Source organism: Haloarcula onubensis, from assembly GCF_031624605.1.
GTDB lineage: Archaea > Halobacteriota > Halobacteria > Halobacteriales > Haloarculaceae > Haloarcula > Haloarcula onubensis.
Genome location: NZ_JAMQOS010000004.1, coordinates 217,494 through 240,181, shown reverse-complemented (window position 1 = coordinate 240,181; position 22,688 = coordinate 217,494). Strand labels below are relative to the sequence as shown.

Annotated in this window: 26 protein-coding genes; 16 read left to right on the top strand and 10 right to left on the bottom strand. The window is 67.8% G+C overall.

What is annotated here, in order from left to right:
- The first annotated feature begins 55 nt into the window (after positions 1–55).
- Positions 56–526 (top strand): SRPBCC family protein, encoded by a 471-nt coding sequence (locus tag NDI86_RS13275; protein WP_310900921.1) that lies wholly within the window; start codon positions 56–58, stop codon positions 524–526.
- A 125-nt stretch (positions 527–651) separates the two neighbouring features.
- Here the strand turns inward: NDI86_RS13275 and NDI86_RS13270 are convergent, their stop codons facing one another.
- Complete coding sequence (locus NDI86_RS13270) at positions 652–2,175, bottom strand: aldehyde dehydrogenase family protein (protein ID WP_310900920.1); 1,524 nt, start codon at positions 2,173–2,175, stop codon at positions 652–654.
- 171 nt (positions 2,176–2,346) lie between these two features.
- Between NDI86_RS13270 and NDI86_RS13265 the strand changes: the two genes are divergently transcribed.
- Positions 2,347–3,069, top strand: coding sequence for a helix-turn-helix domain-containing protein (locus NDI86_RS13265; protein WP_310900919.1), 723 nt, complete (start codon positions 2,347–2,349; stop codon positions 3,067–3,069).
- Here the strand turns inward: NDI86_RS13265 and NDI86_RS13260 are convergent.
- Entirely contained in the window at positions 3,066–3,893 is an 828-nt protein-coding gene (locus NDI86_RS13260; protein ID WP_310900918.1) for a proline dehydrogenase family protein, read from the bottom strand. The two genes, NDI86_RS13265 and NDI86_RS13260, sit on opposite strands and share 4 nt — an antisense overlap.
- A gap of 173 nt (positions 3,894–4,066) precedes the next feature.
- On the opposite strand from NDI86_RS13260, the gene NDI86_RS13255 reads away from it, so the two are divergent.
- The 7 genes from NDI86_RS13255 (at position 4,067) to NDI86_RS13225 (ending at position 10,290) form a co-directional block, all read left to right on the top strand.
- Positions 4,067–5,293 carry an ABC transporter substrate-binding protein gene (locus tag NDI86_RS13255; RefSeq protein ID WP_417936271.1) on the top strand — a complete coding sequence of 409 codons (1,227 nt, stop codon included), beginning with the start codon at positions 4,067–4,069 and terminating at the stop codon, positions 5,291–5,293.
- Positions 5,294–5,302: 9 nt separating this feature from the next.
- Entirely contained in the window at positions 5,303–6,244 is a 942-nt protein-coding gene (locus tag NDI86_RS13250; protein WP_310900916.1) for a branched-chain amino acid ABC transporter permease, read from the top strand.
- Positions 6,245–7,396, top strand: coding sequence for a branched-chain amino acid ABC transporter permease (locus NDI86_RS13245; protein ID WP_310900915.1), 1,152 nt, complete (start codon positions 6,245–6,247; stop codon positions 7,394–7,396).
- Positions 7,393–8,193, top strand: a complete 801-nt coding sequence (locus NDI86_RS13240; protein ID WP_310900914.1) for an ABC transporter ATP-binding protein — start codon at positions 7,393–7,395, stop codon at positions 8,191–8,193. The genes NDI86_RS13245 and NDI86_RS13240 overlap by 4 nt, the downstream gene beginning before the upstream one ends.
- A gap of 2 nt (positions 8,194–8,195) precedes the next feature.
- Complete coding sequence (locus NDI86_RS13235) at positions 8,196–8,939, top strand: ABC transporter ATP-binding protein (RefSeq protein WP_310900913.1); 744 nt, start codon at positions 8,196–8,198, stop codon at positions 8,937–8,939.
- A 57-nt stretch (positions 8,940–8,996) separates the two neighbouring features.
- On the top strand, positions 8,997–9,893 hold the full coding sequence (locus NDI86_RS13230) for a DMT family transporter (protein ID WP_310900912.1): 897 nt from the start codon (positions 8,997–8,999) through the stop codon (positions 9,891–9,893).
- Positions 9,894–10,005: 112 nt separating this feature from the next.
- Positions 10,006–10,290 carry a DUF7545 family protein gene (locus tag NDI86_RS13225; RefSeq protein ID WP_310900911.1) on the top strand — a complete coding sequence of 95 codons (285 nt, stop codon included), beginning with the start codon at positions 10,006–10,008 and terminating at the stop codon, positions 10,288–10,290.
- Positions 10,291–10,304: 14 nt separating this feature from the next.
- On the opposite strand, the gene NDI86_RS13220 is transcribed toward NDI86_RS13225, so the two are convergent.
- Entirely contained in the window at positions 10,305–10,970 is a 666-nt protein-coding gene (locus NDI86_RS13220) for a 2,5-diamino-6-(ribosylamino)-4(3H)-pyrimidinone 5'-phosphate reductase (RefSeq protein ID WP_310900910.1), read from the bottom strand.
- A gap of 215 nt (positions 10,971–11,185) precedes the next feature.
- On the opposite strand from NDI86_RS13220, the gene NDI86_RS13215 reads away from it, so the two are divergent.
- Positions 11,186–12,298, top strand: coding sequence for a glutamate-cysteine ligase family protein (locus NDI86_RS13215; RefSeq protein ID WP_310900909.1), 1,113 nt, complete (start codon positions 11,186–11,188; stop codon positions 12,296–12,298).
- Between the two features lie 67 nt (positions 12,299–12,365).
- Here the strand turns inward: NDI86_RS13215 and NDI86_RS13210 are convergent, their stop codons facing one another.
- The 5 genes from NDI86_RS13210 to ilvD all read right to left on the bottom strand — a co-directional run bounded on the left by NDI86_RS13210 (position 12,366) and on the right by ilvD (position 16,079).
- Positions 12,366–12,809: a hypothetical protein gene (locus tag NDI86_RS13210; protein ID WP_310900908.1), complete on the bottom strand. Its 444-nt coding sequence runs from the start codon at positions 12,807–12,809 to the stop codon at positions 12,366–12,368.
- On the bottom strand, positions 12,806–12,928 hold the full coding sequence (locus NDI86_RS13205; protein WP_310900907.1) for a hypothetical protein: 123 nt from the start codon (positions 12,926–12,928) through the stop codon (positions 12,806–12,808). Before NDI86_RS13205 ends, NDI86_RS13210 begins: the two co-directional genes overlap by 4 nt.
- 73 nt (positions 12,929–13,001) lie before the next feature.
- Positions 13,002–13,244, bottom strand: coding sequence for a hypothetical protein (locus NDI86_RS13200; RefSeq protein ID WP_310900906.1), 243 nt, complete (start codon positions 13,242–13,244; stop codon positions 13,002–13,004).
- Positions 13,245–13,419: 175 nt separating this feature from the next.
- The gene (locus tag NDI86_RS13195) at positions 13,420–14,211 is read right to left on the bottom strand and encodes a 2-oxo acid dehydrogenase subunit E2 (protein WP_310900905.1); all 792 of its coding nucleotides are present in this window, start codon (positions 14,209–14,211) and stop codon (positions 13,420–13,422) included.
- A 119-nt stretch (positions 14,212–14,330) separates the two neighbouring features.
- Entirely contained in the window at positions 14,331–16,079 is a 1,749-nt protein-coding gene (gene ilvD, locus NDI86_RS13190) for a dihydroxy-acid dehydratase (protein ID WP_310900904.1), read from the bottom strand.
- Positions 16,080–16,200: 121 nt separating this feature from the next.
- Between ilvD and NDI86_RS13185 the strand changes: the two genes are divergently transcribed.
- The 6 genes from NDI86_RS13185 to NDI86_RS13160 all read left to right on the top strand — a co-directional run bounded on the left by NDI86_RS13185 (position 16,201) and on the right by NDI86_RS13160 (position 20,935).
- A complete protein-coding gene (locus tag NDI86_RS13185; protein WP_310900903.1) occupies positions 16,201–17,169 on the top strand; it encodes a beta-ribofuranosylaminobenzene 5'-phosphate synthase family protein in 969 nt (322 codons plus the stop codon).
- A gap of 86 nt (positions 17,170–17,255) precedes the next feature.
- Complete coding sequence (locus tag NDI86_RS13180) at positions 17,256–18,092, top strand: RAD55 family ATPase (RefSeq protein WP_310900902.1); 837 nt, start codon at positions 17,256–17,258, stop codon at positions 18,090–18,092.
- 70 nt (positions 18,093–18,162) lie between these two features.
- Positions 18,163–19,062: a hypothetical protein gene (locus tag NDI86_RS13175; protein WP_310900901.1), complete on the top strand. Its 900-nt coding sequence runs from the start codon at positions 18,163–18,165 to the stop codon at positions 19,060–19,062.
- Positions 19,055–19,708 (top strand): DUF8135 domain-containing protein, encoded by a 654-nt coding sequence (locus NDI86_RS13170; RefSeq protein ID WP_310900900.1) that lies wholly within the window; start codon positions 19,055–19,057, stop codon positions 19,706–19,708. Before NDI86_RS13175 ends, NDI86_RS13170 begins: the two co-directional genes overlap by 8 nt.
- Before the next feature lie 32 nt (positions 19,709–19,740).
- On the top strand, positions 19,741–20,064 hold the full coding sequence (locus tag NDI86_RS13165; protein WP_310900899.1) for a transcription factor S: 324 nt from the start codon (positions 19,741–19,743) through the stop codon (positions 20,062–20,064).
- A gap of 55 nt (positions 20,065–20,119) precedes the next feature.
- On the top strand, positions 20,120–20,935 hold the full coding sequence (locus NDI86_RS13160) for a hypothetical protein (protein WP_310900898.1): 816 nt from the start codon (positions 20,120–20,122) through the stop codon (positions 20,933–20,935).
- Between the two features lie 9 nt (positions 20,936–20,944).
- Here NDI86_RS13160 and NDI86_RS13155 read toward each other — a convergent pair whose 3' ends face one another.
- Both NDI86_RS13155 and NDI86_RS13150 read right to left on the bottom strand, forming a co-directional pair.
- Positions 20,945–21,817, bottom strand: a complete 873-nt coding sequence (locus tag NDI86_RS13155; RefSeq protein ID WP_310900897.1) for a ZIP family metal transporter — start codon at positions 21,815–21,817, stop codon at positions 20,945–20,947.
- Between the two features lie 41 nt (positions 21,818–21,858).
- Positions 21,859–22,551, bottom strand: coding sequence for an SDR family NAD(P)-dependent oxidoreductase (locus tag NDI86_RS13150; RefSeq protein WP_310900896.1), 693 nt, complete (start codon positions 22,549–22,551; stop codon positions 21,859–21,861).
- Positions 22,552–22,688 lie beyond the last annotated feature (137 nt).

Sequence of the window (22,688 nt, the reverse complement as noted above, 5' to 3'; positions counted from 1 at the left end):
GAGCGCCTCTCGTGGCAGTATGACTGTAAGCTCGTGGCCGACCACATATGTACGCATGTCAACTATCTATACGTCCATCGACATCGCCGCGACGCCGAAGCGTATCTGGGAGACGCTGATTGATTTTGGCGCCTACACCGAGTGGAATCCGTTCATCCTCACGGCGTCGGGGGCCGCGGCGGAGGGCGAACGCCTGCACTTCAACATTCGACCCCCGAACGGCCGGGAGCTGTCGTTCAGACCCCGCGTGACCGCCGTCGTGCCCGGGCAGCGACTGGAGTGGGTCGGCCGACTGGGCGTCCGGGGGGTGTTCGACGGCCGTCACGAGTTCCGCATCGAACCGCTGGAGGACGGTCTGACACGGCTCCACCACAGCGAGACGTTCCCGGGCGTCCTCGTGGGCGTGCTGTTACACGAGGGCAGCATCCGCAGCGGCTTCAGGGCGATGAACACCGCGCTCAAGGAGCGCGTCGAACGGAAGCCGGCCGCCCCGAACAGTGTAAACGGCAGTACAGCCGGGGCCTGAGCGGCGCTTCTCAGTCGGCGCCCCGCCGGGGCACCCAACCACACGACGGGCACACTGCGACACCGCCCCGAGAGCGGACCCGCCCCGCACACTTCGAACAGGCGACCGCGCCGTGGGTCGTTCGCTCAGTCATCGTCCTCGGTGATGATGTCCGCCGAGAGCCCCTGAGCCATCCGAATCTCTTTGGAGTTGTTCAGCGTCCACGCCGTGCGGTCGGTGACGGCCTCGATTATCTCGCGGGCCGACGGGTAGCCGTTGCCGGACTTCTTGACGCCGCCGAAGGGCAACTGGACCTCCGCGCCGATACACGGGAGGTTGCCGTAGGCCAGCCCGAGTTCGGCGTGGTCGCGGTAGTAGTTTATCTGACGGTAGTCCTCCGAGACGATGGCCCCGGCCAGCCCGTAGTCGGTGTCGTTCTGTATCTCGACGGCGCGCTCGATGTCGCCGTCGTACTCCAGTAAGGCGACGTGGGGACCGAACACCTCCTCGTGGGTACAGCGCAGGTCGGCGTCGGGGTCGGCCTCGTAGACGAACGGGCCCACCCAGACGCCGTCCTCGTGGCCCTCGGGAATCTCGTCGGCGTCGAGTTCTGTGCGGTCCACGAGGACGTTCACGCCCTCCTCGCGGGCGAGGTCGTTGTACTCGGTCACCTTCTCCCTGTGTTCGGGCTCGATGAGCGGACCCATGAACGTGTCCTCCTGCAGCGGGTCACCCACGGCGACCTTGCTGGCCACCTCGACGAACCGTTCCTTGAACTCCTCGTAGACATCCGTGTGGACGATGAGTCGCTCGGCGGAGACACAGCGCTGGCCGGTCGTCTTGAACGCCGACATCACCGCGGAGTGGACCGCGATATCCATGTCCGCCTGGTCGGTGATGACGACGGCGTTCTTCCCGCCCATCTCGCAGGCCGCGCGTTTGCCCGACTCCCCGCCCACGGCGTCGGCTATCTCGTGGCCCACCTCGGCGCTCCCGGTAAAGAGCACCGTCGGGACCCGGTCGTCGTCGACGATGGCGGCGCCGGCGTCGCCGTAGCCCTGCACCATGTTGAACACGCCTTCGGGGATACCCGCGTCCTCGAACATCTCCGCGACAATCTGGGCACACCAGGGGGTCTGTTCGGCGGGCTTCCAGACGACGGTGTTGCCCTCGACGAGCGCGACGGCCATGTGCCAGTACGGGATGGCGATGGGGAAGTTCCAGGGCGTGATACAGCCGGTGACGCCGCGGGGCTTGCGGCGCATGTAGGCGTCCTTGGCCGCGATTTCGGAGGGGACGATGTCACCGCTCGGGTGGCGGGCGTCGCCGGCGGCCCACTCGACCATGTGTGCGGCCTCGACCACGTCGGCCCGCCCCTCGCTTATCTCCTTGCCACACTCCTTCGTGACGATTTCCCCGAGTTCGTCCGTCCGGGCGCGGAGTTCGCGGTAGACGTCCCAGAGGTACTCGGCGCGGTCGATGCGGGAGAGCTCGCGCCACTCCTCGTATGCCGCGTCCGCGGCCGCAACGGCCTCGTCGACGTCGGCCGGGGTGCCCCGGTGGAACGCCGCCAGTTGCTCGCCCGTGGCCGGGTTCTCGCTGTCGAACGTCTCGGAGCCGTGCCCGTCGGTCCACTCGCCGTCGATGTAGTGCTGGTACGTCTCTGCCATTGGTCGGTGTACCGCCGACACGCTCCAAAGTACCCATCCGACCATGGACGGGGCCGCCAGAAACTGCCTCTCGGAGTTTGTACCGTGCATTTTCGGGGCCGTCCCGACCATGGTCGGCAGGGGTTTGGCAAACCGACACACGGATAACTCTACCGAGTCCATATCGTAACAATGGCAGTTGTCAATCAGAGCGAAACGACGTGGCTGACACTCGACCTCTGGCATCCGAACTGCTGGGCCATCAAGGCAACAGGAGAGACAAGCGGCGGGGTACTGGCACACTCGATTTACACCTCACCGACGACCGACGGGAACCACCGGGGCAAAGTCAAGGGGCTGTTCACGGCCTTTGCCGACGACGAACCGGCCGTGAACGACCTGCTCGAGGCCATTCGCGACTCCGAGCACTCCGGCGAACTCTCGGAACTCCAGGAGCGGTTCGGCCGCGAGCGCAACGCGCCGGGCAACGTCGTCCGGGAGTTCTTCCTCGAATACGACCCCGAAGACATGGTATGTCCGACACTGCTTGAACACGGGTTCGTCCACAACGCCCCGGTCCGCATCGAGAACGGCCGCGAGGAGTGGCAGGTCTGTTTCGTGGACGACCGTTCCGGGATAGAGGACGCCCTGGACCGGGTCCGCGAGGACGCCGGCGCGGAGGTCAGTATCGACTCCATCACGACGAGCGAGGCCGCGGCCACGACGGTCCGGGACCACCGACTCGACACGCTCACCGCGAAACAGCGTGACGTGTTCGAGCACGCGCGCGAAGCGGGCTACTACGAGTGGCCCCGGGAGTGTGACACACGCGAACTGGCGGCCGACCTCGACGTCTCGAAGACCACCCTGCTGGAACACCTCAGAAAGGCCGAGGCGAAGCTGCTGGACCCCTAGGCACCGACGACGGCACGCAGCGCGAACAGCGCGTTCTCCTTGCGCTCGCGGACGCGGCGATAGAAGTACGAGAACCACTTGCTCCCGTAGGGAATGTACTGGTACACCTCGTACTCCTCGGCCAGTTCGAACTGGGCGTCCTCGCGGACGCCCGTGAGCATCTGAATCTCGAACGGCGTCCCGTGTTCGTCGTGCAGGTCCCGTGCGAACTCTATCATCGCCGGGTCGTGGCTACCGACGGCGATGCCGTCCTCGAAGTGTTCGAACATGTAGGTCAGGTACTCCCGATACATCTCGTCGACCTTCGACTTCTCCTTGTAGGCGATACTGGCCGGCGGGTCGTAGGCCCCCTTCACCAGGCGGACCTTCCCCGGGCAGTCGGCCAGCCGTTCGAGCGTCTCGCCGGTCCGCTTGAGGTTGGCCTGCACACAGACGCCGACGTTCCCGTCCGTCTCGCGGGCGTGGCGCTCGAAGGCGTCGAGGGTCACGTCCACCGTGTCGTGGTCCTCCATGTCTATCCAGACGAAGCAGTCGGCGGCGTCGACGATGCGAGCGAGGTTCTCCTCGAAGGCGCGGTCGCCGACCTCCAGACCTATCTGACTCGGTTTGACCGAGAGACACGCGTCGACGTCTCGCCGGGCGATACGCTCGGCCAGGTCGATGTACGCATCGGCGTCCGCGTCCGCGTCCGCGCGGTCGTCGTAGTGTTCGCCGAGCAGGTTGCAGATGCCTTTCACTCCCCGGGCGTTCAGGTCCGCCACGTGGTCCAGCGCCTCCGACGGGGTCTCACCGGCCACGAAGTTGCTCGCAATTGGGGGTATCATACAACGTCACAGGCACCAGATTCCCCTATAGCAGGACCCTACCAAATATTTCTGACACGAGCGGAGGGAAAGCAACGCACAGGGACGCCCGCAGTCGTGAAAACGGACCATCGCCCGACCATGGTAGGGGCACAATTCAGGCACATCTATGAAAAAAGACCGTTGAAGAACCCATGCGAGAATTTACCACAAATTCGGTCGACCGACGGACGATGCTGAAACTCACCGGCGGTGTCGGTATCGCCGGCCTGGCCGGCTGTAGCTCGCCGGGTGGCTCGTCCGGGAGTGAGGCCTACAACATCGGGATGGTCGACGCACAGACGGGGTCGCTATCGGCCTTCGGGGAGCGAAACCAGCGCGGGAAGGACCTCGCCCTGTCGGCGGTCAACGAGGTCGGTATCGGCGACAGCGAGTTGCAGATCACCGTCGAGGACTCGGGCAGCGAGAACCAGGGCGGGATTTCGGCCGCCCAGAAGCTCGTCAACCAGGACGGCGTCCCGTTCCTCATCGGGGCCGTCGGCTCCGGCGTCTCGCTGGCCATCTACGAGAGCGTTGTCCAGGGGACCGACGTCGTCCAACTGAGTCAGAACTCGACGGGGCTGGGACTGACTGACTTCCCCGGGCTCCTCCGGATGTCGCCGCCCGGGAGCACGCAGGCGACCGCGCTCGCGGACATCATCGCCGAGGACGGCTACGACGAGGTCGCGCTCACCTACGTCAACAACAACTACGGGCAGAGCCTGGCCGAGGCCTTCACGAACGCCTGGGACGGGTCGGTCGCCTACAACAACTCCCACGACCAGGAACAGCAGTCCTACGCCTCGCTCATCTCGGAGATGAACAGCTCGGGCGCCGACGCCTGGCTGTTCGTCACCTATCAGGCCGAGTTCTCGACGATGGTCAACGAGATATACTCCAGTGGCTACGAGGCGATGCTCTACGGCGCTGACTCGGTGTCGGGCGAGAACGTCCTCACTAACACCCCCGAGGGGAGCATGGAGGACATGAAGATAGTCGTCCCCTCCGCGCCCGTAGAGGAGCAAAACTACAAGGACTTCGCCTCGGCGTTCGAGAGCGAGTACGGGCAAGCCCCGACCTCGTGGGCGGCCTACGCCTACGACTGTGTCATCAACGCGGCGCTCGCTATCCAGGCCGCGGACTCCTTTACCGGCGCGGCGCTGGGCGAGGTCGTCCGGGAGGTCAGCCGACCGGAGGGTGAGCAGGTCACCTCCTTCGAGGCCGCGAGCGAGATTCTCTCGGACGGCAGCCCCAGTGACGTGGACTACCAGGGCGTCAGCGGTCCCATCGACTTCGACGAGAACGGTGACCCGGTCGGGTTCCTGCAGGTGCTCCAGGTGCAGGACCACAGCTACGAAGGCATCGACTTCATCAGTTCCTGATCACGAGCGATGGTACTCGACCAACTCGCCAGCGGGCTGGTGTACAGCAGCATCATCGTGCTCGGCAGTATCGGCCTGTCGCTGGTGTACTCCATCGCGAACTTCGCGAACTTCGCCCACGGCGACACGATGACCATCGGCGCCTACACGTCGCTGGTCACCTTCGGCGCCATCGGCGGCCTCGGCGCGACGGTGCTCGGGTTGCCCCTGGGCTTTTTCGTCGCGCTGGTCGCCGGGATAGCGATGGCCGCGTTCGTCGCTGTCGCCACGGAGAAACTCGTCTACGACGGGATGGACTTAGACTCCATCGGGCTGCTCATCGTCTCTATCGGGCTGGCCTTTATCTACCGAGCGGTCATCCAACTCGGCTTCGGGGCCCAGCCCACGCGGTACGGTATCCAGTCGCTCCGGCCCATCGATGCACTGGTGCCCTACGGGGTGCGGGTCACCCAGCACGACGTGGCGATAGTCGTCTCGGCTGTCGTGCTGGTCACCGGCCTGCACGTCCTCTTGCAGTACAGCGACCTCGGCCGGAAGATGCGCGCGATGGCCGACAACCCGGACCTGGCCCGCGTCAGCGGTATCCGGACCGACCGCATCAAACTGTGGACCTGGGTCATCGGCGCCGGACTCGCCGGCGCCGGCGGCGCGTTCCTGGGTCTCTACAGCCAGTTCGTCCCGCGGATGGGCTTTAACCTCCTCCTGCTCATCTTCGCCGCCGTCATCCTCGGCGGCATCGGCTCCGTCTACGGCGCGATGCTCGGGGGCTTCCTCATCGGGATGATAAACCAGCTGACGCCGCTGCTGTCGGAACTGGGCGCACTGTTGCCGCTGGTCCCCGACGCCTGGGGCATCCCCATCGGCATCGAGTACGCCGACGCGATAGCCTTCGTCATCATGGTCGTCGTGTTGCTGTTCCGACCGAACGGTATCGCCGGGGAGGCGAGCTAGATGTCGCTCGTCGACGACCCGAAAGGGAACTGGAACGGCCTCACGTTCGCCGAGAAGGGTGTCAGCGTCTTCGTCGTGCTCGCCGCGCTCGCGCTCCTGCTCAGCCTGCTCACCGGCCGGCTCGGACCGACGTACTTCCTCTATCTCGTCGGTCTGGCGGGGATGTACGCCTTGCTCTCGCTGGGACTCAACTCCCAGTGGGGTTTCACCGGGCTCATCAACTTCAGCGTCGCCGCCTTCTTCGGCATCGGCGCCTACGGCACGGCACTGGCGAGCGCGAGCAGTTCGCCGATAGCGGGCGGCTACGTCCCGCTGGTCGGGCTCCTGGCCGCGCTGGCGCTCGCGGCGGTCCTGGCGCTTTTCATCGGCATCCCGACGCTCCGGCTCCGGGCCGACTACCTGGCTATCGCCTCTATCGGGCTGGCGGAGGTCGTCCGCCTCATCGTCAAGAACCAGGACTCCTGGACGAACGGCAGCGCCGGGGTCCGGGGCATCCCGAGTTTCTTCGAGGGGTGGCCAGTTCTGGGGACCCTTCCCGAGACGATGCCCACGCTCGTCTTTGGCTCCGGCCCCGGCGCCATGGTGCTCAACACGCCGTTCTGGCAGGCGCTGCTGAACGTCGGGCTGGTGCTCGCGTTCGTCGTCGTGAGCTACCTGGTCCTGCGACGCGCCCACCGGTCGCCGTGGGGACGGGTCCTGCGGACGATTCGCTCCGACGAGGACCTCGCCCGCGCGCTCGGGAAGAACACCTACAGCTTCAAGATGCAGTCGTTCGTCCTCGGGAGCCTCATCATGGCGCTCGCGGGCGTCTTCTACGCCCACCTGAACCTCTATGTCGGCCCGGGCGACCTGAACCCCATCACGACGTTCTACGTCTGGGTCGCGGTCATCCTGGGCGGCAGCGGCTCCAACCGCGGCGCCCTCTTTGGCGGCGTCGTCATCGTCGCTATCCGCGAGGGGACGCGGGGCCTCCCGTTCGAGGCCGCCCCGCTGCGACTGCTGTTCATCGGGCTCATCATCGTCCTGCTGATGCGCTTTCGGCCACAGGGCGTGTTACCCCCACAGCGAGAGCTCATCTGGCCTGGTACCGTCGACGAAGCGCCCGAACAGCCCGACTCCGGCGTCCGAGAGACCAAAGCAGGTGAACAATGAGCGAACAGACACAGCAGACGGCGGCGACGATGTCGAAAGACGACGTGGTGTTGCGCGTCGACGGCCTCGTGAAGGCCTTCGGCGCGCTGGTCGCGACCGACCACGCTTCCTTCGAGGTCGAACGCGGAACTATCACCGGGCTCATCGGGCCCAACGGGGCCGGGAAGTCGACCCTGTTCAACCTCATCTCGGGCTTTTACGAGGCCGACGAGGGTAGCGTCTCGGTCAACGGCACCGAGGTCACCGGGCTGGAACCGTACGAAATCGCCGACCAGGGCCTGATTCGGACCTTCCAGACCCCCCGAAAACTGGAGGGGATGACCGTCAGAGAGGCGATGCTCGTCGGCCCGCGCGAACAGCCCGGCGAGTCGTTCCTGAATCTGTTCACCTCGCCTGGCTCGGTCGGCGAGGCGGAATCGAAGAACATGGCGGACGTCAACCGAATCCTCGAGGACTTCGAGATAGACCACCTCGCGACCCAGCCCGCGACGAAGATATCGGGCGGCCAGATGAAACTGGTCGAACTGGCACGGGCGATGCTGTCCGAGCCCGACATCCTGCTGCTCGACGAACCGGCAGCCGGGGTGAACCCGACGCTGCGCAAGAAACTGGCCGAGCAGATTCGCCGGCTCAACGAGCAGGGAACGACGTTCCTGCTCATCGAACACGACATGGAGTTCGTGATGAGTCTGGCCGACCCGGTCATCGTCCTCGACCAGGGGAGCGTGCTCATGGAGGGGCGACCCGACGAAGTCCAGAGCGACGACCGTGTCATCGACGCGTACCTCGGAGGCTAACAGTGAGTACAGACACCACTACGACGGAGCACGGCGCGGCCGACCACATCGTCGAACTCTCACACGTCGACAGCGGCTACGGCGAGGTGCAGGTGCTGGACGACTGCTCCTTGCATCTCGACGAGGAGGAGATCGTCTGCCTCATCGGCCCGAACGGGGCCGGGAAGTCGACCGTCCTCAAGACCGTCTTTGGCATGCTCACGCCGTGGGAAGGGACAGTCACCTACCACGGCGAGGACATCGGCGGAATGGCGCCCGAAGAGATCGTCCGCGAGGGCATCGGGTACGTCCCACAGACCGACAACGTCTTTGGCTCGCTCAGCATCGACGAGAACCTGCGCATGGGCGGGGTCGCCCGCGACGGCGGCCTCGAAGCGGTCATGGACGACCTCTACGACCGCTTCCCGCTGCTCGACCAGAAGCGCACGGCGAAAGCGAAGACCCTCTCGGGCGGCCAGCGCCAGGTGCTCGCGTTCGCCCGCGCGCTCGTGATGGAGCCCGACGTGCTGCTCATCGACGAACCGTCGGCGGGGCTGGCCCCAAACACCGCACAGGACGTCTTCGGCCACGTCGAAGCGGTCAACGACCTCGACACGGCCATCCTGATGGTCGAACAGAACGCCACGGAGGGGCTGGGCATCTCCGACCGGGGCTACGTCCTCGACCAGGGGACCGTCCGCTTTGGCGGCGAGGCCGACTCGCTGCTGGACAACGACGAAGTGTCGAAGCTGTACCTGGGCGGCTAATCCAACCGTTTTCGTGTTCCGGTCGACCAGCGACGCCACGGCGAAGTCACGTTTCACATGAGAGGTGTGCTCACAGACACCGAGGAGGCAATCCACCCCGGCGTCGGCCTCGCCGTCGCCGTCCTCGCCGTCAGCACCGGCGCGATTCTCGTCCGCCTGAGCGACGCGCCGGCGACAGTCGCCGCGTTCTATCGGGTCCTGTTCACGACGCTCCCGCTCGTCCCGGTCGCACTCTGGCGCTACCGGTCCGACTTCGACCGCATCGGCCGCCGCGACCTGCTGTTCGCGACGCTGTCGGGCGTCGCGCTCGCGGTTCACTTCGCCGCGTGGTTCGAGAGCCTGACCTGGACCAGCGTGGCCGCCAGCGTCACCATCGTCCAGTCACAGCCGCTGTTCGTCGCGCTGGGCGCGTGGCTCCTGCTCGAGGAGCGCCTGAGCGTGCGCATCGTCGCCGGTATCCTCCTCGCCGTCGCCGGCATGTTCGCGATGGCGCTTGGCGACCTGCTCACCGGCGTGCTCGTCGGACCGAACCCGCTGTACGGCAACGCCCTCGCGCTGCTTGGCGCGGTGATGGCCGCCGGCTACGTCCTCGCCGGCCGGTCGCTGCGCCAGCGCGTCTCGCTCGTCCCGTACGTGGTCGTCGTCTACAGCGTCTGCTGTGTCGTGTTGCTGGCTATCGCGCTCGCGCAGGGAGCGCCACTGACGGGCTACCCAGCCCGCGAGTGGGTGCTGTTTGCCGGCCTCGCGCTCGGGCCCGGTCTCTTCGGCCACACGGTCATCAACTGGGCCCTCGCGCATCTCCGGTCGAGCGTCGTCTCCGTCTCCCTGCTCGGCGAGCCCGTCGGCTCGACGCTACTCGCCTTCCTCTTGCTGTCGGAGGCACCGACGCTGTTTACCGTCGGTGGCGGGGCCGTCGTTCTCGCGGGCATCGCGGTGACCGCGGCGGACCAGTGAGCGGCCGCTGCCGGGCGGTCCTACCGCCCGAGAGAGCGGGCCGAGAGCCACCCTGGCAGCGGCCGGGCACGAACCCGACAGACCCTTCTGTGCGGTCGGCGAATCGGGGACCATGGCAAACGAGACTGTCACGCTGACTATCGAAGGCGAGGACTCCGAGGACGAACTGACCGTACCGAGCGAACTGCTCGACCTGCTGCGCGAGAACGACGAGACGGACCCCGCCGTCGTCGGCGACATCGCGATGTTCGGGCTCGCTCAGCGTATCCACGGTGCCGTCCACCACGGCCAGGGCGAGGCCGACCAGGGGATTCAGGACCTCGAAGAACTCACCCTCGACCTCTTCGAGGAGCGTTTCGGTGCCTCCTTCGCCGAACTGACCGGCCACGACCACTAGCTGTTCTCGCGGCGCTACTGTTCGACGGTCCAGGTCAGCAGGACGCCGTCGTCGACCTGTTCGACCGACTCAAGTGCGAGTTCCGGGAACGACTCGACGAAACCATCGCCGTCGGCCAGCGTCGGCGCGTCCCGGCCGCCCAGCACCTTCGAACCGACGTACACGCGTAGCTCGTCGACCAGCCCCGCCTCGAAGAGGCCGAAGATGAGTTCGCCGCCGCCCTCGACCATCAGCCGTTCGATGCCCTCGCCCTCCAGTTTGGCGAGCGCCGTCGTGAGGTCGACGCGGTCCTCGCCGGCCGCCAGCACGTACGCGCCGGCCTCTTCCATCTGCTCGATGAAGTCCGTGGGCGCGGCCTCGCTGGTGAGGAGGTACGTCTCCGCGGCGTCGTCGAGCACGGTGGCCTCGGGCGGCGTCCGGATGCGCGAGTCCGCGACGACGCGGGCCGGATTCCGCGACTCGCCGCGGTCCAACCGGTCGGCGTGGCGCGACTCGTCTTTGACCGTCAGCGACGGGTCGTCGGCCAGCACGGTCCCGACCCCGACCATGACGGCGTCGCTGTCGGCCCGGAGCTGGTCGACGCGGTCGAAGTCGTCGCGCCCGGAGATGGCGAGCTGTTCGCGCCGGCGCGAGGCGAGTTTCCCGTCCGCGCTCATCGCGGCGTTGACGACGACGTGCATACTGCGGTCACAGGCCCCTGAACGGAAAACGGGTTTCGGTTCCGCGCGCCACGGTCGCCGACGGATACTAGCAATATAGTCCCTCCAAGGAGATACAGATATGGTAACACACAGCACTTTTGCTCCCCCACTGGCGACTCGAAGCCGAACAGCTCCCGGTCGGACGGCCACACGGAACGGGCGACGCCGCAGAGACTACGGAGACCGAGCGCACTGTGTCCGCAAACCAATCCCAACCGATACGACGGAGCATCGAGGTCGAATACTGGGTCGTCGACGAGGAGGGACGGCTCGTCGAGCCCGACCCGCTCGTAGCGGCCTCCGCGGGCGTCGAGCGCGAGTTCGTCGAGCCCCTGCTTGAGATAAAGACGACACCATGCGAGACCACGGCGGCCCTGCGGGCGGAACTGCTCGGCAGAATCGAGCGCGTGCTCGACGTGGCCGACGACCACGGTATGGGGCTGGTCCCGCTCGCGACGCCGCTGCACGCCGACGAGATAGCCGACGTACCCAGCGAGCGGACGCGGATACAGCGAGAAGTCATCGGCGAGGAGTTCGAGTGCGTCCGCCGCTGCGCCGGCACGCACGTCCACGTCGAGCAGATTCCGGGCCGCGAGTGCGAGCAGGTGAACACGCTGGTCGCGCTGGACCCCGCACTCGCGCTGGTCAACTCCAGCCGCCGGTACCGCGGCCGGGTGCTCTCGGCCGGTGCGCGCTCGAAACTCTACCGCTGGATGGCCTACGACGACCTCCCACACCAGGGCCGGCTCTGGCGCTACATCGACTCCACCGAGGAGTGGCGACGGCGGCTGGAACGCCGCTACGAGGAGTTCGAGACGGCGGCGCTCTCCGCGGGCGTCGACAGACGGGCCGTCGTCTCGTCGTTCGACCCCGAGAGCGCCGTCTGGACGCCGGTCCAGATACGGGAGCGGTTCGGGACCGTCGAGTGGCGGTCCCCCGACACTGCACTGCCGAGCGAGGTCCTCCGACTCGCCGACACCGTCGCCGGCACCGTCGAACACATCCGCGACGCCGAAGTCCGCATCGAGGGCGATACCGGACGCGTCACGCAGGACCAGGTCGTCCTCCCCGAGTTCGACGCGGTCATCCAGTACGTCAACGCCGCGATACGTGACGGCCTGAAGTCGGACGCACTCCGAGGGTATCTCGAACGGATGGGCTTCGACGTGGCCGCCTTCGACCCCATCTCCGGACGTCACGAGGGGCGGGCGAGCCTATCAGTCACCGAAGCGCAGAACCGCCGGCTCGCGGCCGCGGCGGAACTGGCACGGGACGTGCGACAGACCCGGTCGGTCAGCACGCGCTGAGTTCCGTCGGACGACAGAACCGGCTGTGGCGCGCTGTCGAGGCCGGTCACAGCGGCCCCTGTCCCTTCTACTCCCGGCGCGACAGCTTCCGCGTGTCGACTGACTTCGTCTCGCCGCCGGCCGTCCGGAACTTGAGCGTCGCGCCGTCGACGACGAGTTCGTCCACGTCCAGCGTCGTCTCGGTGGACCAGCCCCGCAACCGGAGCAGCCCCGCCTCGTCTATTTCGACGAACGTCCGCGGTTTCTCGACGGTGCCCATGCTCCAGGACTCCCCGCCCAGCGAGACCTCCGCACCGCCCCGTTCCGTCCGCGCGAACACGCAGACGTGCTGGTGTCGCGACTCGTCGGCCCGCTCGTGGTCGACCCGCTCCCACTCCTCGTAGTCGGCGCCGAAGTGGGCCGCCCACAGCTCCAGATACTCGAAGTCGAACCGCTTCGTGCCGCTGTCGTCCCGTCCACTCCGCCAGATTACGTGTGCCTCAGAGGGCTTCGACCCGAAGATACTGCTCACGGTTTCGTCTCCTCTCCCCCGCCGCCGTCGTTCCGACAGCCGCCGACGGGCCGGGCGGACGGCCGTGACCCGACCAGCGTCTCCGCACCGGTCGCCCAGCGTGACGGCGTGGGGCGCATACACACACCAACCGCGCTATCCAACTTAAGAATGTAGGCCACCTCCGTCTCGGTTGACACCACGGCGGTCGCGCTACTTCCGCGTGAGCTGTATCAGCCCCTCGCTGAGCGCCAGCTTGAACCGCTCGTCAAGCGGCATCGCCTCCCAGTCCTCGGGCAACTCCTCCCGCGGCAGGCTCCCCAAGGACTCGACCAGCGACCGATGGAGGAACCGACCGTTCTCGCCGCACTCGCCGCAGGTCCGGATGAGCGAGCGGATTTCGAACGGGCGCGTGACGGTGGCCTCGCAGTGCGAACAGACGTACGTCTCGGTCACTGTCAGCCTATTGCGTCCCGGCCCACTCCTATCTTGCCATCGCACCGTGTTCGGCGACCCCTTCCTCGCGCACTCGAAGAGCGCCCTGTGGGAGCGGTCATCGAGGACGTGTGTGTAAATGGCGCGAATCGCGCCTTCGGTGCGGTTATCGCACCGCAAAGTGCCGGACCACGATTCACTCGGCGGACACGCCGTCCAGACCGGCCCCGGCCTCCAGGCGCTCGCCGAGGCGCTCGACGAACCGCGCGGCTTCGGCCCCGTCGACGACGTCGTGGTCGAACGTGACGGTGAGGCTCAGGAACTCCCGGGACCGGAGTTCGCCGTCTATCAGGCGGGGCCTGGTCCCGATGCCGCCGACCGTTAGCTGGAGTGTGTAGTTCGTGGGACTGATGGCCCACCCGTTCCGGGTGCCGAACATCCCGACGGAGGTGACGGCGACGGTGCCGGCCAGTCGCTTCCACCTCGTCGGGAACAACTGGGGCAGGCGCCACATCTGTCGCCGGACCACCCCCGGAAGGCGACGGGTGAGCCCGGCGAATCGGGCCGCGTCGGGCGGCGACGTGTCCGACTGGACGCGCCGGATTTCGTGGTGAATCGACCGCACGCTCCGCCGGTCCGCCGCCCGGACGACGTGGGGGACACCGACGCGCTCGCCGTTGCCCGCCCGCTCGACGAGGACGTTCACGTCCACGTCCTCGAACTGATGGACCCGCCCTCGCCAGTCGTGATAGCGGTTCACACGTGGCCGTTCAGCCACGGCGGCCGCCAGACAGGAGACGACGAAGGCGGTAAACGAGAGGGCCGTTCCGGTCTCCGCCTCGATGGTCCGAATCCGCTCCCTGGCGTCGGTGACGTCGACCTCGACGAGTCCGTGGACGTTGCTCCGCCCGCCCGCCATCCGCATGTACTCCGCGGTCAACTGCCGCTGGAGCGGGACGCGGTCGGGTTCGGGACCGGGGCTGTCCATAGACGAACATGGACGGCGAGGGATAAAACAGGAACTCGCTCACTACAGGACGGTTCGGGGGCACCGTGGCGTGTCGACGGTCGGACGCCGCACGACGTTCCCAGCGCCTTCGGCGGTGCTCAGTCCCACTTCGCGCCGGGGTTCGTCACCGCGCCGTTGGCCGCCGAGCCGAAGTCGCGGTTGTACTTCGCGAGCACGCCGTCGGTGTAGGGCGGTTCGGGGTCGTCGCGCTCGTCGAGGCGTCGCTCGAGTTCGTCGTCGGAGAGGTCCACGTCGAGGCGCCGGTCGGGGATGTCCACCGTGACGGTATCGCCGTCCTCGATGGCGCCGATTGGGCCGCCGACGTAGGCCTCGGGGGCGACGTGGCCTATCATCGGGCCACGCGTCGCACCGGAGAAGCGGCCGTCGGTCAGGAGGGCCACGTCGTCCTCGTGGCCGGCGCCGACGACGGCAGCGGTCACGCCGAGCATCTCGCGCATCCCGGGGCCGCCCCGTGGCCCCTCGTTGCGGATGACGATGACATCTCCGGACTCGATTTCGCCGGTCTGGACGTACTCCATGGCGTCCTCCTCGTTCTCGAAGACCCGCGCGGGGCCCTCGTGGTGGAAGGCGTCGTCGCCGGTGACTTTCAACACTGAGCCGTCCGGCGAGAGGTTCCCCGTCAGGATTTTGATGGCGCCCTCCTCGGAGTAGGGCTCGTCGACGCTGTAGAGGTAGTCCGCCTCTATCTCGTCGTCGTCGGGAATCTCGCCCTGCTCTTCGAGGTGGGCCAGTTCCTCGGCGATAGTGCGGCCGGTGACGGTCATCGCGTCGCCGTGGATGAGGTCGGCCTCCAGCAGGCGGCGCAGCACGACCGGGATGCCGCCGATTTCGAAGAGGTCGTTCATCACCTTGGTGCCGCCGGGCTGTAAGTTCGCGATTTTCGGCGTCCGTCGGGATATCTCGTCGAACTCCTCGATAGCGAGGTCGACGTCGGCCTCGGCGGCCAGCGCCAGCAGGTGGAGGACGGCGTTGGTCGAGCCGCCGGTGGCGACCTGGAGTGCGATGGCGTTCTCGAAGGACTCCTTCGAGAGGATGTCGGAGGGGCGGCGGTCGTTCTCGATGCAGTCGACGACGAGGTCGCCGGCGCGCTCGGCGATGTCGTAGCGGTCCTCGTGTTCGGCGGGCGCCGCCGCCGACCCCAGCGGCGCGAGCCCCAGCGCCTCGGAGATGGAGGCCATCGTGTTCGCGGTGAACATCCCGCCACAGGAGCCCGCACCGGGGCAGGCGTGCCGTTCCATCTCGTCGAGTTCGTCCTCGCTCATCTCGCCCTGGGCGACGGCGCCGACGCCCTCGAAGACGTTCTGGATTGTTATCTCGCGGCCGTCGTGTTCGCCCGGCATGATAGAGCCGCCGTAGACGAAGACGCTCGGGAGGTCGGTGCGGATAGAGGCCATCATCATCCCCGGCATGTTCTTGTCACAGCCGCCGATGGTGACCAGCCCGTCCATTCGCTCGCCGAAGGAGACGAGTTCGACGGAGTCGGCTATCATCTCGCGGGAGATGAGCGAGGCCTTCATCCCCTCGGTCCCCATCGAGACGGCGTCGGAGATGGTGATGGTGCCGAACTCGATGGGCATCCCGCCGGAGTCGTCGACGCCGTCGTAGGCAGACTGGGCCACGTCGTCCAGGTGAACGTTACACGGTGTGATGTCCGCCGCCGGGTTTGCGACGCCGACCATCGGACTCCGGAGGTCCTCGTCGTCGTACCCCATCGCCCGGAACATCGCCCGGGATGGGGCCTGGTCGGTCCCTTCGGTGACTTCGCTGCTGCGCAGGTTCGGGTCCTTGCCCGACTCCTCGCGCTCTGGCGCTTCCTGCTTGCTCATACACCGTCGATAGCCGCGGGGGACCTTAAACAACTTGTACTCGTGGTATCGTCTCACGCGGGGCTGGCGAAAGCCTCCGGTGACGGTAGGTTCATTTCCGCGCCAGCGCGAACCGTTGGTAATGGCGACGGTCACGACGGCGGCGAGACTGCACTTTGGCTTCCAGAACCTCTCGCTGGCCCACGAGCGGCTCTACGGCGGCGTCGGGCTCGCGCTGCAGGGGCCGCGGCTGGTGGTCGAAGCCGAACCGGCCGACGTGCTCGATTGCGACGACGCGGCCGAACCGTACGCCCGGCGCGTCCTGGACGTGCTGGACGTGCCCGGCGCGACCGTTCGGGTCCGCGAGCGGTTCCCGCGCCACGTCGGCCTGGGCAGCGGGACCCAGCTGGCGCTTGCGACGCTCGTCGCCGTCGCGCGTGCACACGACACGACCGCGGACGCGCGGACGGTCGCCCCGCGACTGGGCCGGGGCGGGCGCAGCGGCATCGGCGTCGCGACGTTCGAGAGCGGCGGGTTCGTCGTCGACGGCGGCCACCCCACCGAGCGGTTCACCCACGAGCCCCCCGCGGAGGGCGACTGGGAGGTCCCGCCGGTCGTGGCGCGTCACGACGTCCCCGCGGACTGGCGCTTCGTGCTGGTGGTGCCCGACACCGACCCCGGTCGGAGCGGTAGCGCCGAGGAGCGGAGTATGCGCACGGCCATCGAGCGGGCCGACCCCGGTATCGCCGACCAGGTATCGGCGCTGCTGACCCGCCGACTCTTGCCCGCTATCGCGACCCGGAGCCGCCGGGACTTCGGCGGTGCGGCGGCCCGTCTGGGTCGGCTCAACGGCGCGTGGTACGCCGACGAGCAGGGCGGCGTCTACCGCCCGCCCGCGGGGAGTATCGTCGAACACCTCTCAGACGCCCCGGCCGTCACCGGCGCCGGCCAGTCCTCGTGGGGGCCGACGGTGTGGGGCCTGACCGACGCCGGCGGCACACGCGAGGCGAAGGAAGCGGGCTACCGGGCGCTGGAGGCGGCGGGCGTCGGCGGCGAGGTCCACGTGACAGCCCCGCGAAACACCGGGGCGTCGCTCGCCGAGGACGAGTGAGGACGACGGCCCTGCGGTGTGACCTCGAGTATCGCCGGCCGAAATCCGGGCCAAGCGTTTAAGCGGTCGCAGTAAGGATGGCGTGTATGGACCGCCTCCCTTTCGGTGTCAAGCAGCTCGATTCCATCATCAACGGGGGCGCGCCGACGGGGAGCGTCGTGTTGCTGTCGGGGCAGGCCGGTGCGGGCTCCCGGGAGTTCATGCACACCAGCGCGGTCATCAACGCGATGGCCGAGGAGGACCCGGGGCTGTTCGACCTCTACTACGGCGACCCCGCCGAGAAGGCGATACTCCCCGAGTCGGTCCACTACCTCTCCTTTACCGCGAGCGAGAGCCAACTCGCCGACGAGATGCGCCTGGCGATGGACGACGAGGTGCTGGACGCCGGCCTGGCGGGCGTCCAGTTCCACGACATGTCCGAACGGTACTTCCACATGAGCCCGGTGCCCCGGGAGTGGTACGCCGACGAGACGCCCAACATCAAAGACCTCAGGGCCCGGCACGAGCGCGAGGACCTCCTGAGCGCGCTGGGGACGACACTCAGCAACATCGCCCCGAACAACCTCGTCGTCATCGACTCCCTGTCGGACCTGGTGGCGGCGATGGGCGAAGACATCGAGTGGGCCGACATCACGTTTCTCGTCTCGGGCATCCAGAGGGCGGCCCACCAGTGGGGCGGGCTCATCCTCATGCACCTCAACCACGAGACGCTGTCCGCGACGCGGACGGGCCAGCTCTCCGAGGCCGCCCACGGCACCATGGAGTTCTCCTGGGAGTCCGGCGGCTCGACGCGGGCCCGGACGCTCGTCGTCAAGCAGTTCCGCGGGGTCCTCTCCCAGATAGAGGAGGAGAACATCGTCCAGTTCGAGACGGAACTGGGCGAGGCCGGCTTCGACATCAGCGACGTCAGGAAGATACGCTGAGCGACCGGCAGTCTCGTCTGCTGAAATTGGCGGCAAACGCTTAACTATCTCGTCCGTAGAAGCCAACGTAATGGCCAGTGAGTCGACCGACGAGGGGGTGGTCGCCGTCGAGCTGCCGCCGGAGCTCGACGAGTGGCTGGACGAACGCGCGCGGGAGCTGGGCGAACCGCGCGAGGAGCTCGTGACGCAGTTGCTGGCGGCGTACCGCACGACGAGCGAGCGCGGCGACGGCGACCTGTCGACCGCTGTCGACGTCGAGAGCCGCGTCGAGGACGCGATGCAGGACGAACTCGACGCGGCCGTCACGGCGGCCGTAGACGACGTACTCGACGAACGGGTCGACTCGACGGTCCGTGACCGGTTACCCGACATCACCGACGCCGTCGAGTCCCGGGTCGAGGGGCGACTGGACGACATCGAGGACGACTTCGCCGGGAAGATTACCGACGTCCGCGAGCGCGTCGTCCAGCTCAAACGGGAGCTCGACGGCAAGGCGCCCGCGGACCACGAGGCCTTCGAGACGGTCGCGGAGCTCGACGAGAGCGTCACGGAGCTAAACCGCGAACTCGTCGAGGTCAGAGACGAGTTCGAGACCGACGTCGCCGCCCAGACCGAGCGAGTCGACGACCTCGAGACGCGTTTCGACGAGTTCGAGCGGCGGCTCGAGGACACGGAGGACAAGCTCAAACGGGTCGCCTGGGTCGTCAGTGACCTCCGGGACAACCAGGGCGGGCGCGACGCCCACCAGAAGGCCGTCGACCGCATCAAGCGCGCCGCGGCCCAGGAGGGCATCACGGCGGCGTCGTGCCAGAACTGCGGCGAGACGGTCCACGTCGGGCTACTCACCGACCCGCAGTGTCCCCACTGCAACTCGACGGTGTCGGACGTCCAGCCCGAGGGCGGCATCATCCGCAAGAAGGCGTCGCTCGTCACCGCCGCACAGCTAGAGGCGGGCCCGACCGATGAGTGACGAGGAGCGCGACGACCCCTTCGAGGCGCTGGACGTGCCGGACGACCGCGAGGGCGACCCGTTCGAGCGCCTCGACGACGCGGGGCCGGACGGGACCGACGCGGACGAGGGCGACGACGGTCCTACCGGCGACAGCGCCGCGGCACCGCCCGGCTCGGCGGACGGTGCCGACCCCGCCGGGACCGACGCGGAGCCGGCCTTCGAGGAGGAGTTCCTCGAGGAGGGCGACCTGTTTCCGGCTGACACAGGGACGGGCTCGGACGGGTCATCCGCTGGGGAGGGTAGCGGCGGCAGCGAGGACCTCTTCGGTGGGGACGACCCGTTCGGGGGAATGGACGGCCGCGAGGGCGACCCCTTCGGCGAGGGCGAGAGCGTCTTCGAGTCGGTCGACGTCGAGGAACTCGACGCGGACCAGGTCTGGGAGTCACTGGACGAGGAGCCAGCGGCGGCGTCGGTCGACGACAGCCGGTACGTCGAGGTGTCGAAACACCGCTTTTGCGAGCAGTGCGAGCACTTCTCCCGGCCGCCAAACGCCCGCTGTACGAACGACGAAGCCGAGATAATCGAGTTCCTCGACATGGCGACGGTCCGCCTGCTGAACTGTCCGGTCGTCGCCGAGCAGCGCCAACTCGAAGACGAGGAGTAAGACACATCCGAGCGGCCCGTCGAGTGCCGTGTATGCAGTTCTGTGACGACTGCGGCTCGATGATGCACACCGACGGCGACGAGATGGTCTGTCAGTCCTGTGGCGCCAGCGTCGAGAAGGACGCCGACCGCGCGGCCGAGTTCGTCAGCACCGCCCAGCAGGCAGACGACGACGTCATCGAGACGGAGGAAGGCGCCGACTTCGAGGGCAAGCCCACCGCGAACGATGTCGTCTGTGAGGCGTGTGGCCACACGAAAGCGTGGTACACCATCAAACAGACCGGCGCGGCCGACGAGCCGCCGACGCGATTCTTCAAGTGCCAGGAGTGTGGCTACCGGTGGCGGGAGTATAACTGAAACGCCAGTCGGAGTCACCTGAAAGCATTTACAGGAATCACCGGTAGCGCCGCCCATGCGCCGCCGCCATCTCCTCGCGCTCGTCGGCTCGCTGGTCGCCGGTAGCGGCTGTACCGGCACCAGTGGTGAGCCCACGGCCGACGGCACAGTGACGCCCGCACCGGTGCCGTCGCCGAGTGACGCACCGACCACCCCGGACTCGACCGGCGACGTCGAGATAACGGCCGCCGCGGTCCAACCCGGAATCGTCCAGCCCAGAATCGACTCCATCGGCGTCACAGACGACGCCGGCCAGTATCTCGTCGTCGACGTGGCCGGGAACGCCCCCGACCGGTCGGACATAGAGCTTCGGTTCAGTGGCGCCAGCTACCTCCCGGAAGAGCTCAGACGCCCGCTCTACCGCGGCGATTTCTCCGGCGAGACCTACGGTGAAGACGGCGGTCCGCTCGTGTTCGGGCTGCCCGAAACCGGCGACGCGACCGACGCCGAACTCTACTGGGGCGAGGGGCGGTGGGCGCCATCGGCCGAAACCGTCGAACGGCTCGAAGACCCTCTGCCCCCGTTCTCGGTGACACTCGACGGCCCCGAGACGGCGGGCGCCGGGTCGAACCCACAGGTCACTATCACGGTGACCAACGAGGGCGAGGGCGCCGGTCGGTACGTCCTCGCGCTCAATCGACAGGGACCGAGAGTCGCGTACACCCCGGTGGGCCGCCTCGCCGGTGAACTGGACCCGGGCGCGAGCAAGCGCCACACCGTCGACGCCGTCCCGCCCGACGGCGACAGGTCGACGCAGTACACGCTCGACGTGCCCGGTCGGCAGGACCGGTTGAGACACGTCATCTCGTCGGCTGACGGCGACGATGCCTGAACAGTCGCTTCAGGCCGAAACCGCGACCCACGCCGCCACGACGAGGGCGGCGCCGACGACCGTCGAGCCGACGGCGTGGGTCCGCAGTTCGTCCAGCAGGCCGTGGGAGTGTTCCTGCAGCGAGCAGACCTCGTCTATCTCGCTGCCGGCGTCGCAGTTGGGCAGGAAGTCCATCGCGACGTGGAGGAAGATACCGGCGGCGAAGCCAAAGACGACGGCGTTGGCGGTTGGGCTCGCCGGCATCGGCAGCAGTGCGGACGGGATAGCCGTCAGGCCGACCCCGGCCGCCGGGAGCAAGAGGGCCGTCGCGGACTTGTCGTCACGGACCAGTCGCCGGGCCGCGGCGTACCCCGCTGGCCCCTTGTGCGAGACGATAGCCAGTCCGAGCAGGAGTCCGAGCGTCGGCATCGAGGCGTAGACCAGACCGATGATGAGCCCCGCAGAGAGCGCGTGGGCCGCGATGGCCGCCGCCGTCGTGTCGAAACTCGCATCGAGGTGGGTCAGCCGGTGGCCGATAGTGTGAGTGCCGTAGCCCGCGACGATGCCCGCGGCGATACCGATACCGCCGATGCGGGGCGTGCCGGCGGCGGTGCCAAGCCCCATCGCCTGCGGGACGAGGAACATCGCCGCCGACGTGACCATCGCGCCGCTCGCGAGCCCGTAGCCCCAGACGAGCCGATGGGGACTGGTCGCCGTCGCGCGGGCGCCCAGCCAGGCGCCCAGGCCCATCGCGGCGAAGGCGACCCAGGAGATGACCAGGACCTTCAGCGCGCCGCCGGTGACGGCGAGCCCCGACAGGAGGACCAGCGCGACCACGCTCCCCAGCCCGAGCAGCGAGTACTCCCCGAGGTTATTAAAAACAGACTCGTTGTTAATAGCCATTAGTCGATACAACTGTGTTGTTAGTAATAAGTCCGTCGGTGCTACCGGGTGGCCCGTCGGTAGTCGCCCCAGTCCAGCACCGCGCCGTCGAGGTCCGCGGCGGGCGCGTCGCCGAGCGCCCACAGCACCATCCCGGCCGCGTCGGCGGGGTCGCGGCCGCCCTCGCCTGAGAGGTCGGTAGCGACGTTGCCGGGGTCGACCGCGCCGACGGCGGCGTCGAGGTCGGCCGCGAACCCCCGGACCACCGCCTCGGCGGCGGCCTTCGAGACGGCGTAGGAGCCGTAGCCGGGCTCCCCGTCCCGGGCGACCGCGCCCGTGGGAACGACCACGCGGGCGCCCTCGGCGAAGTGGGGGACCGCCTCGCGGACGGTGGCGAACACGCCCCGCGCGTTGGTCCGCAGGTGGTCGTCGAACGCGGCGTAAGACTCCTCCTGAAGCGGGGTCTGGCCGGGCGTCCCGTGGTAGACGCCGGCGCTTGCGACGACGGCGTCGATGGCCCCGCCGACTCTGGTCGCCCGCTCCATCAGGTGCTCGACGTCCAGTTCGTCGCGCACGTCGGCCCGGACCGCCGTGACCGCGCCGCCCTCGGCCGCGATATCGTCGGCCACCCCGTCGAGTGCGTCCGCGTCGCGGGCACAGACGACCGCGTGACCGCCGGCGTCCGCGACCGCCCGCGCGACCTGTTTGCCGATGCCTCGACTCGCACCCGTCACGACCACTGTCGCGTCGTCCATACCGGCGCGTACGGGTTCGACTCACATCGCCGTTGTCACTGCAGGGCGTCACATCTCGGGCACGACTCCCTGCGTCGGTTTCACACACCAACCCTGTTTGGCGCGGCTTTATTGTCGCTCCGGGCCCGAGAGAGCAA

Excerpts from the sequence above, each read along its gene's own strand:
- NDI86_RS13275 (WP_310900921.1), top strand. The coding sequence starts at position 56 with ATGTCAACTATCTATACGTCCATCGACATCGCCGCGACGCCGAAGCGT.
- NDI86_RS13270 (WP_310900920.1), bottom strand. The coding sequence starts at position 2,175 with ATGGCAGAGACGTACCAGCACTACATCGACGGCGAGTGGACCGACGGG.
- NDI86_RS13265 (WP_310900919.1), top strand. The coding sequence starts at position 2,347 with ATGGCAGTTGTCAATCAGAGCGAAACGACGTGGCTGACACTCGACCTC.
- NDI86_RS13260 (WP_310900918.1), bottom strand. The coding sequence starts at position 3,893 with ATGATACCCCCAATTGCGAGCAACTTCGTGGCCGGTGAGACCCCGTCG.
- NDI86_RS13255 (WP_417936271.1), top strand. The coding sequence starts at position 4,067 with ATGCGAGAATTTACCACAAATTCGGTCGACCGACGGACGATGCTGAAA.
- NDI86_RS13250 (WP_310900916.1), top strand. The coding sequence starts at position 5,303 with ATGGTACTCGACCAACTCGCCAGCGGGCTGGTGTACAGCAGCATCATC.
- NDI86_RS13245 (WP_310900915.1), top strand. The coding sequence starts at position 6,245 with ATGTCGCTCGTCGACGACCCGAAAGGGAACTGGAACGGCCTCACGTTC.
- NDI86_RS13240 (WP_310900914.1), top strand. The coding sequence starts at position 7,393 with ATGAGCGAACAGACACAGCAGACGGCGGCGACGATGTCGAAAGACGAC.
- NDI86_RS13230 (WP_310900912.1), top strand. The coding sequence starts at position 8,997 with ATGAGAGGTGTGCTCACAGACACCGAGGAGGCAATCCACCCCGGCGTC.
- NDI86_RS13225 (WP_310900911.1), top strand. The coding sequence starts at position 10,006 with ATGGCAAACGAGACTGTCACGCTGACTATCGAAGGCGAGGACTCCGAG.
- NDI86_RS13220 (WP_310900910.1), bottom strand. The coding sequence starts at position 10,970 with ATGCACGTCGTCGTCAACGCCGCGATGAGCGCGGACGGGAAACTCGCC.
- NDI86_RS13205 (WP_310900907.1), bottom strand. The coding sequence starts at position 12,928 with ATGCGCCCCACGCCGTCACGCTGGGCGACCGGTGCGGAGACGCTGGTC.
- NDI86_RS13195 (WP_310900905.1), bottom strand. The coding sequence starts at position 14,211 with ATGGACAGCCCCGGTCCCGAACCCGACCGCGTCCCGCTCCAGCGGCAG.
- ilvD (WP_310900904.1), bottom strand. The coding sequence starts at position 16,079 with ATGAGCAAGCAGGAAGCGCCAGAGCGCGAGGAGTCGGGCAAGGACCCG.
- NDI86_RS13185 (WP_310900903.1), top strand. The coding sequence starts at position 16,201 with ATGGCGACGGTCACGACGGCGGCGAGACTGCACTTTGGCTTCCAGAAC.
- NDI86_RS13180 (WP_310900902.1), top strand. The coding sequence starts at position 17,256 with ATGGACCGCCTCCCTTTCGGTGTCAAGCAGCTCGATTCCATCATCAAC.
- NDI86_RS13175 (WP_310900901.1), top strand. The coding sequence starts at position 18,163 with ATGGCCAGTGAGTCGACCGACGAGGGGGTGGTCGCCGTCGAGCTGCCG.
- NDI86_RS13170 (WP_310900900.1), top strand. The coding sequence starts at position 19,055 with ATGAGTGACGAGGAGCGCGACGACCCCTTCGAGGCGCTGGACGTGCCG.
- NDI86_RS13165 (WP_310900899.1), top strand. The coding sequence starts at position 19,741 with ATGCAGTTCTGTGACGACTGCGGCTCGATGATGCACACCGACGGCGAC.
- NDI86_RS13160 (WP_310900898.1), top strand. The coding sequence starts at position 20,120 with ATGCGCCGCCGCCATCTCCTCGCGCTCGTCGGCTCGCTGGTCGCCGGT.
- NDI86_RS13155 (WP_310900897.1), bottom strand. The coding sequence starts at position 21,817 with ATGGCTATTAACAACGAGTCTGTTTTTAATAACCTCGGGGAGTACTCG.
- NDI86_RS13150 (WP_310900896.1), bottom strand. The coding sequence starts at position 22,551 with ATGGACGACGCGACAGTGGTCGTGACGGGTGCGAGTCGAGGCATCGGC.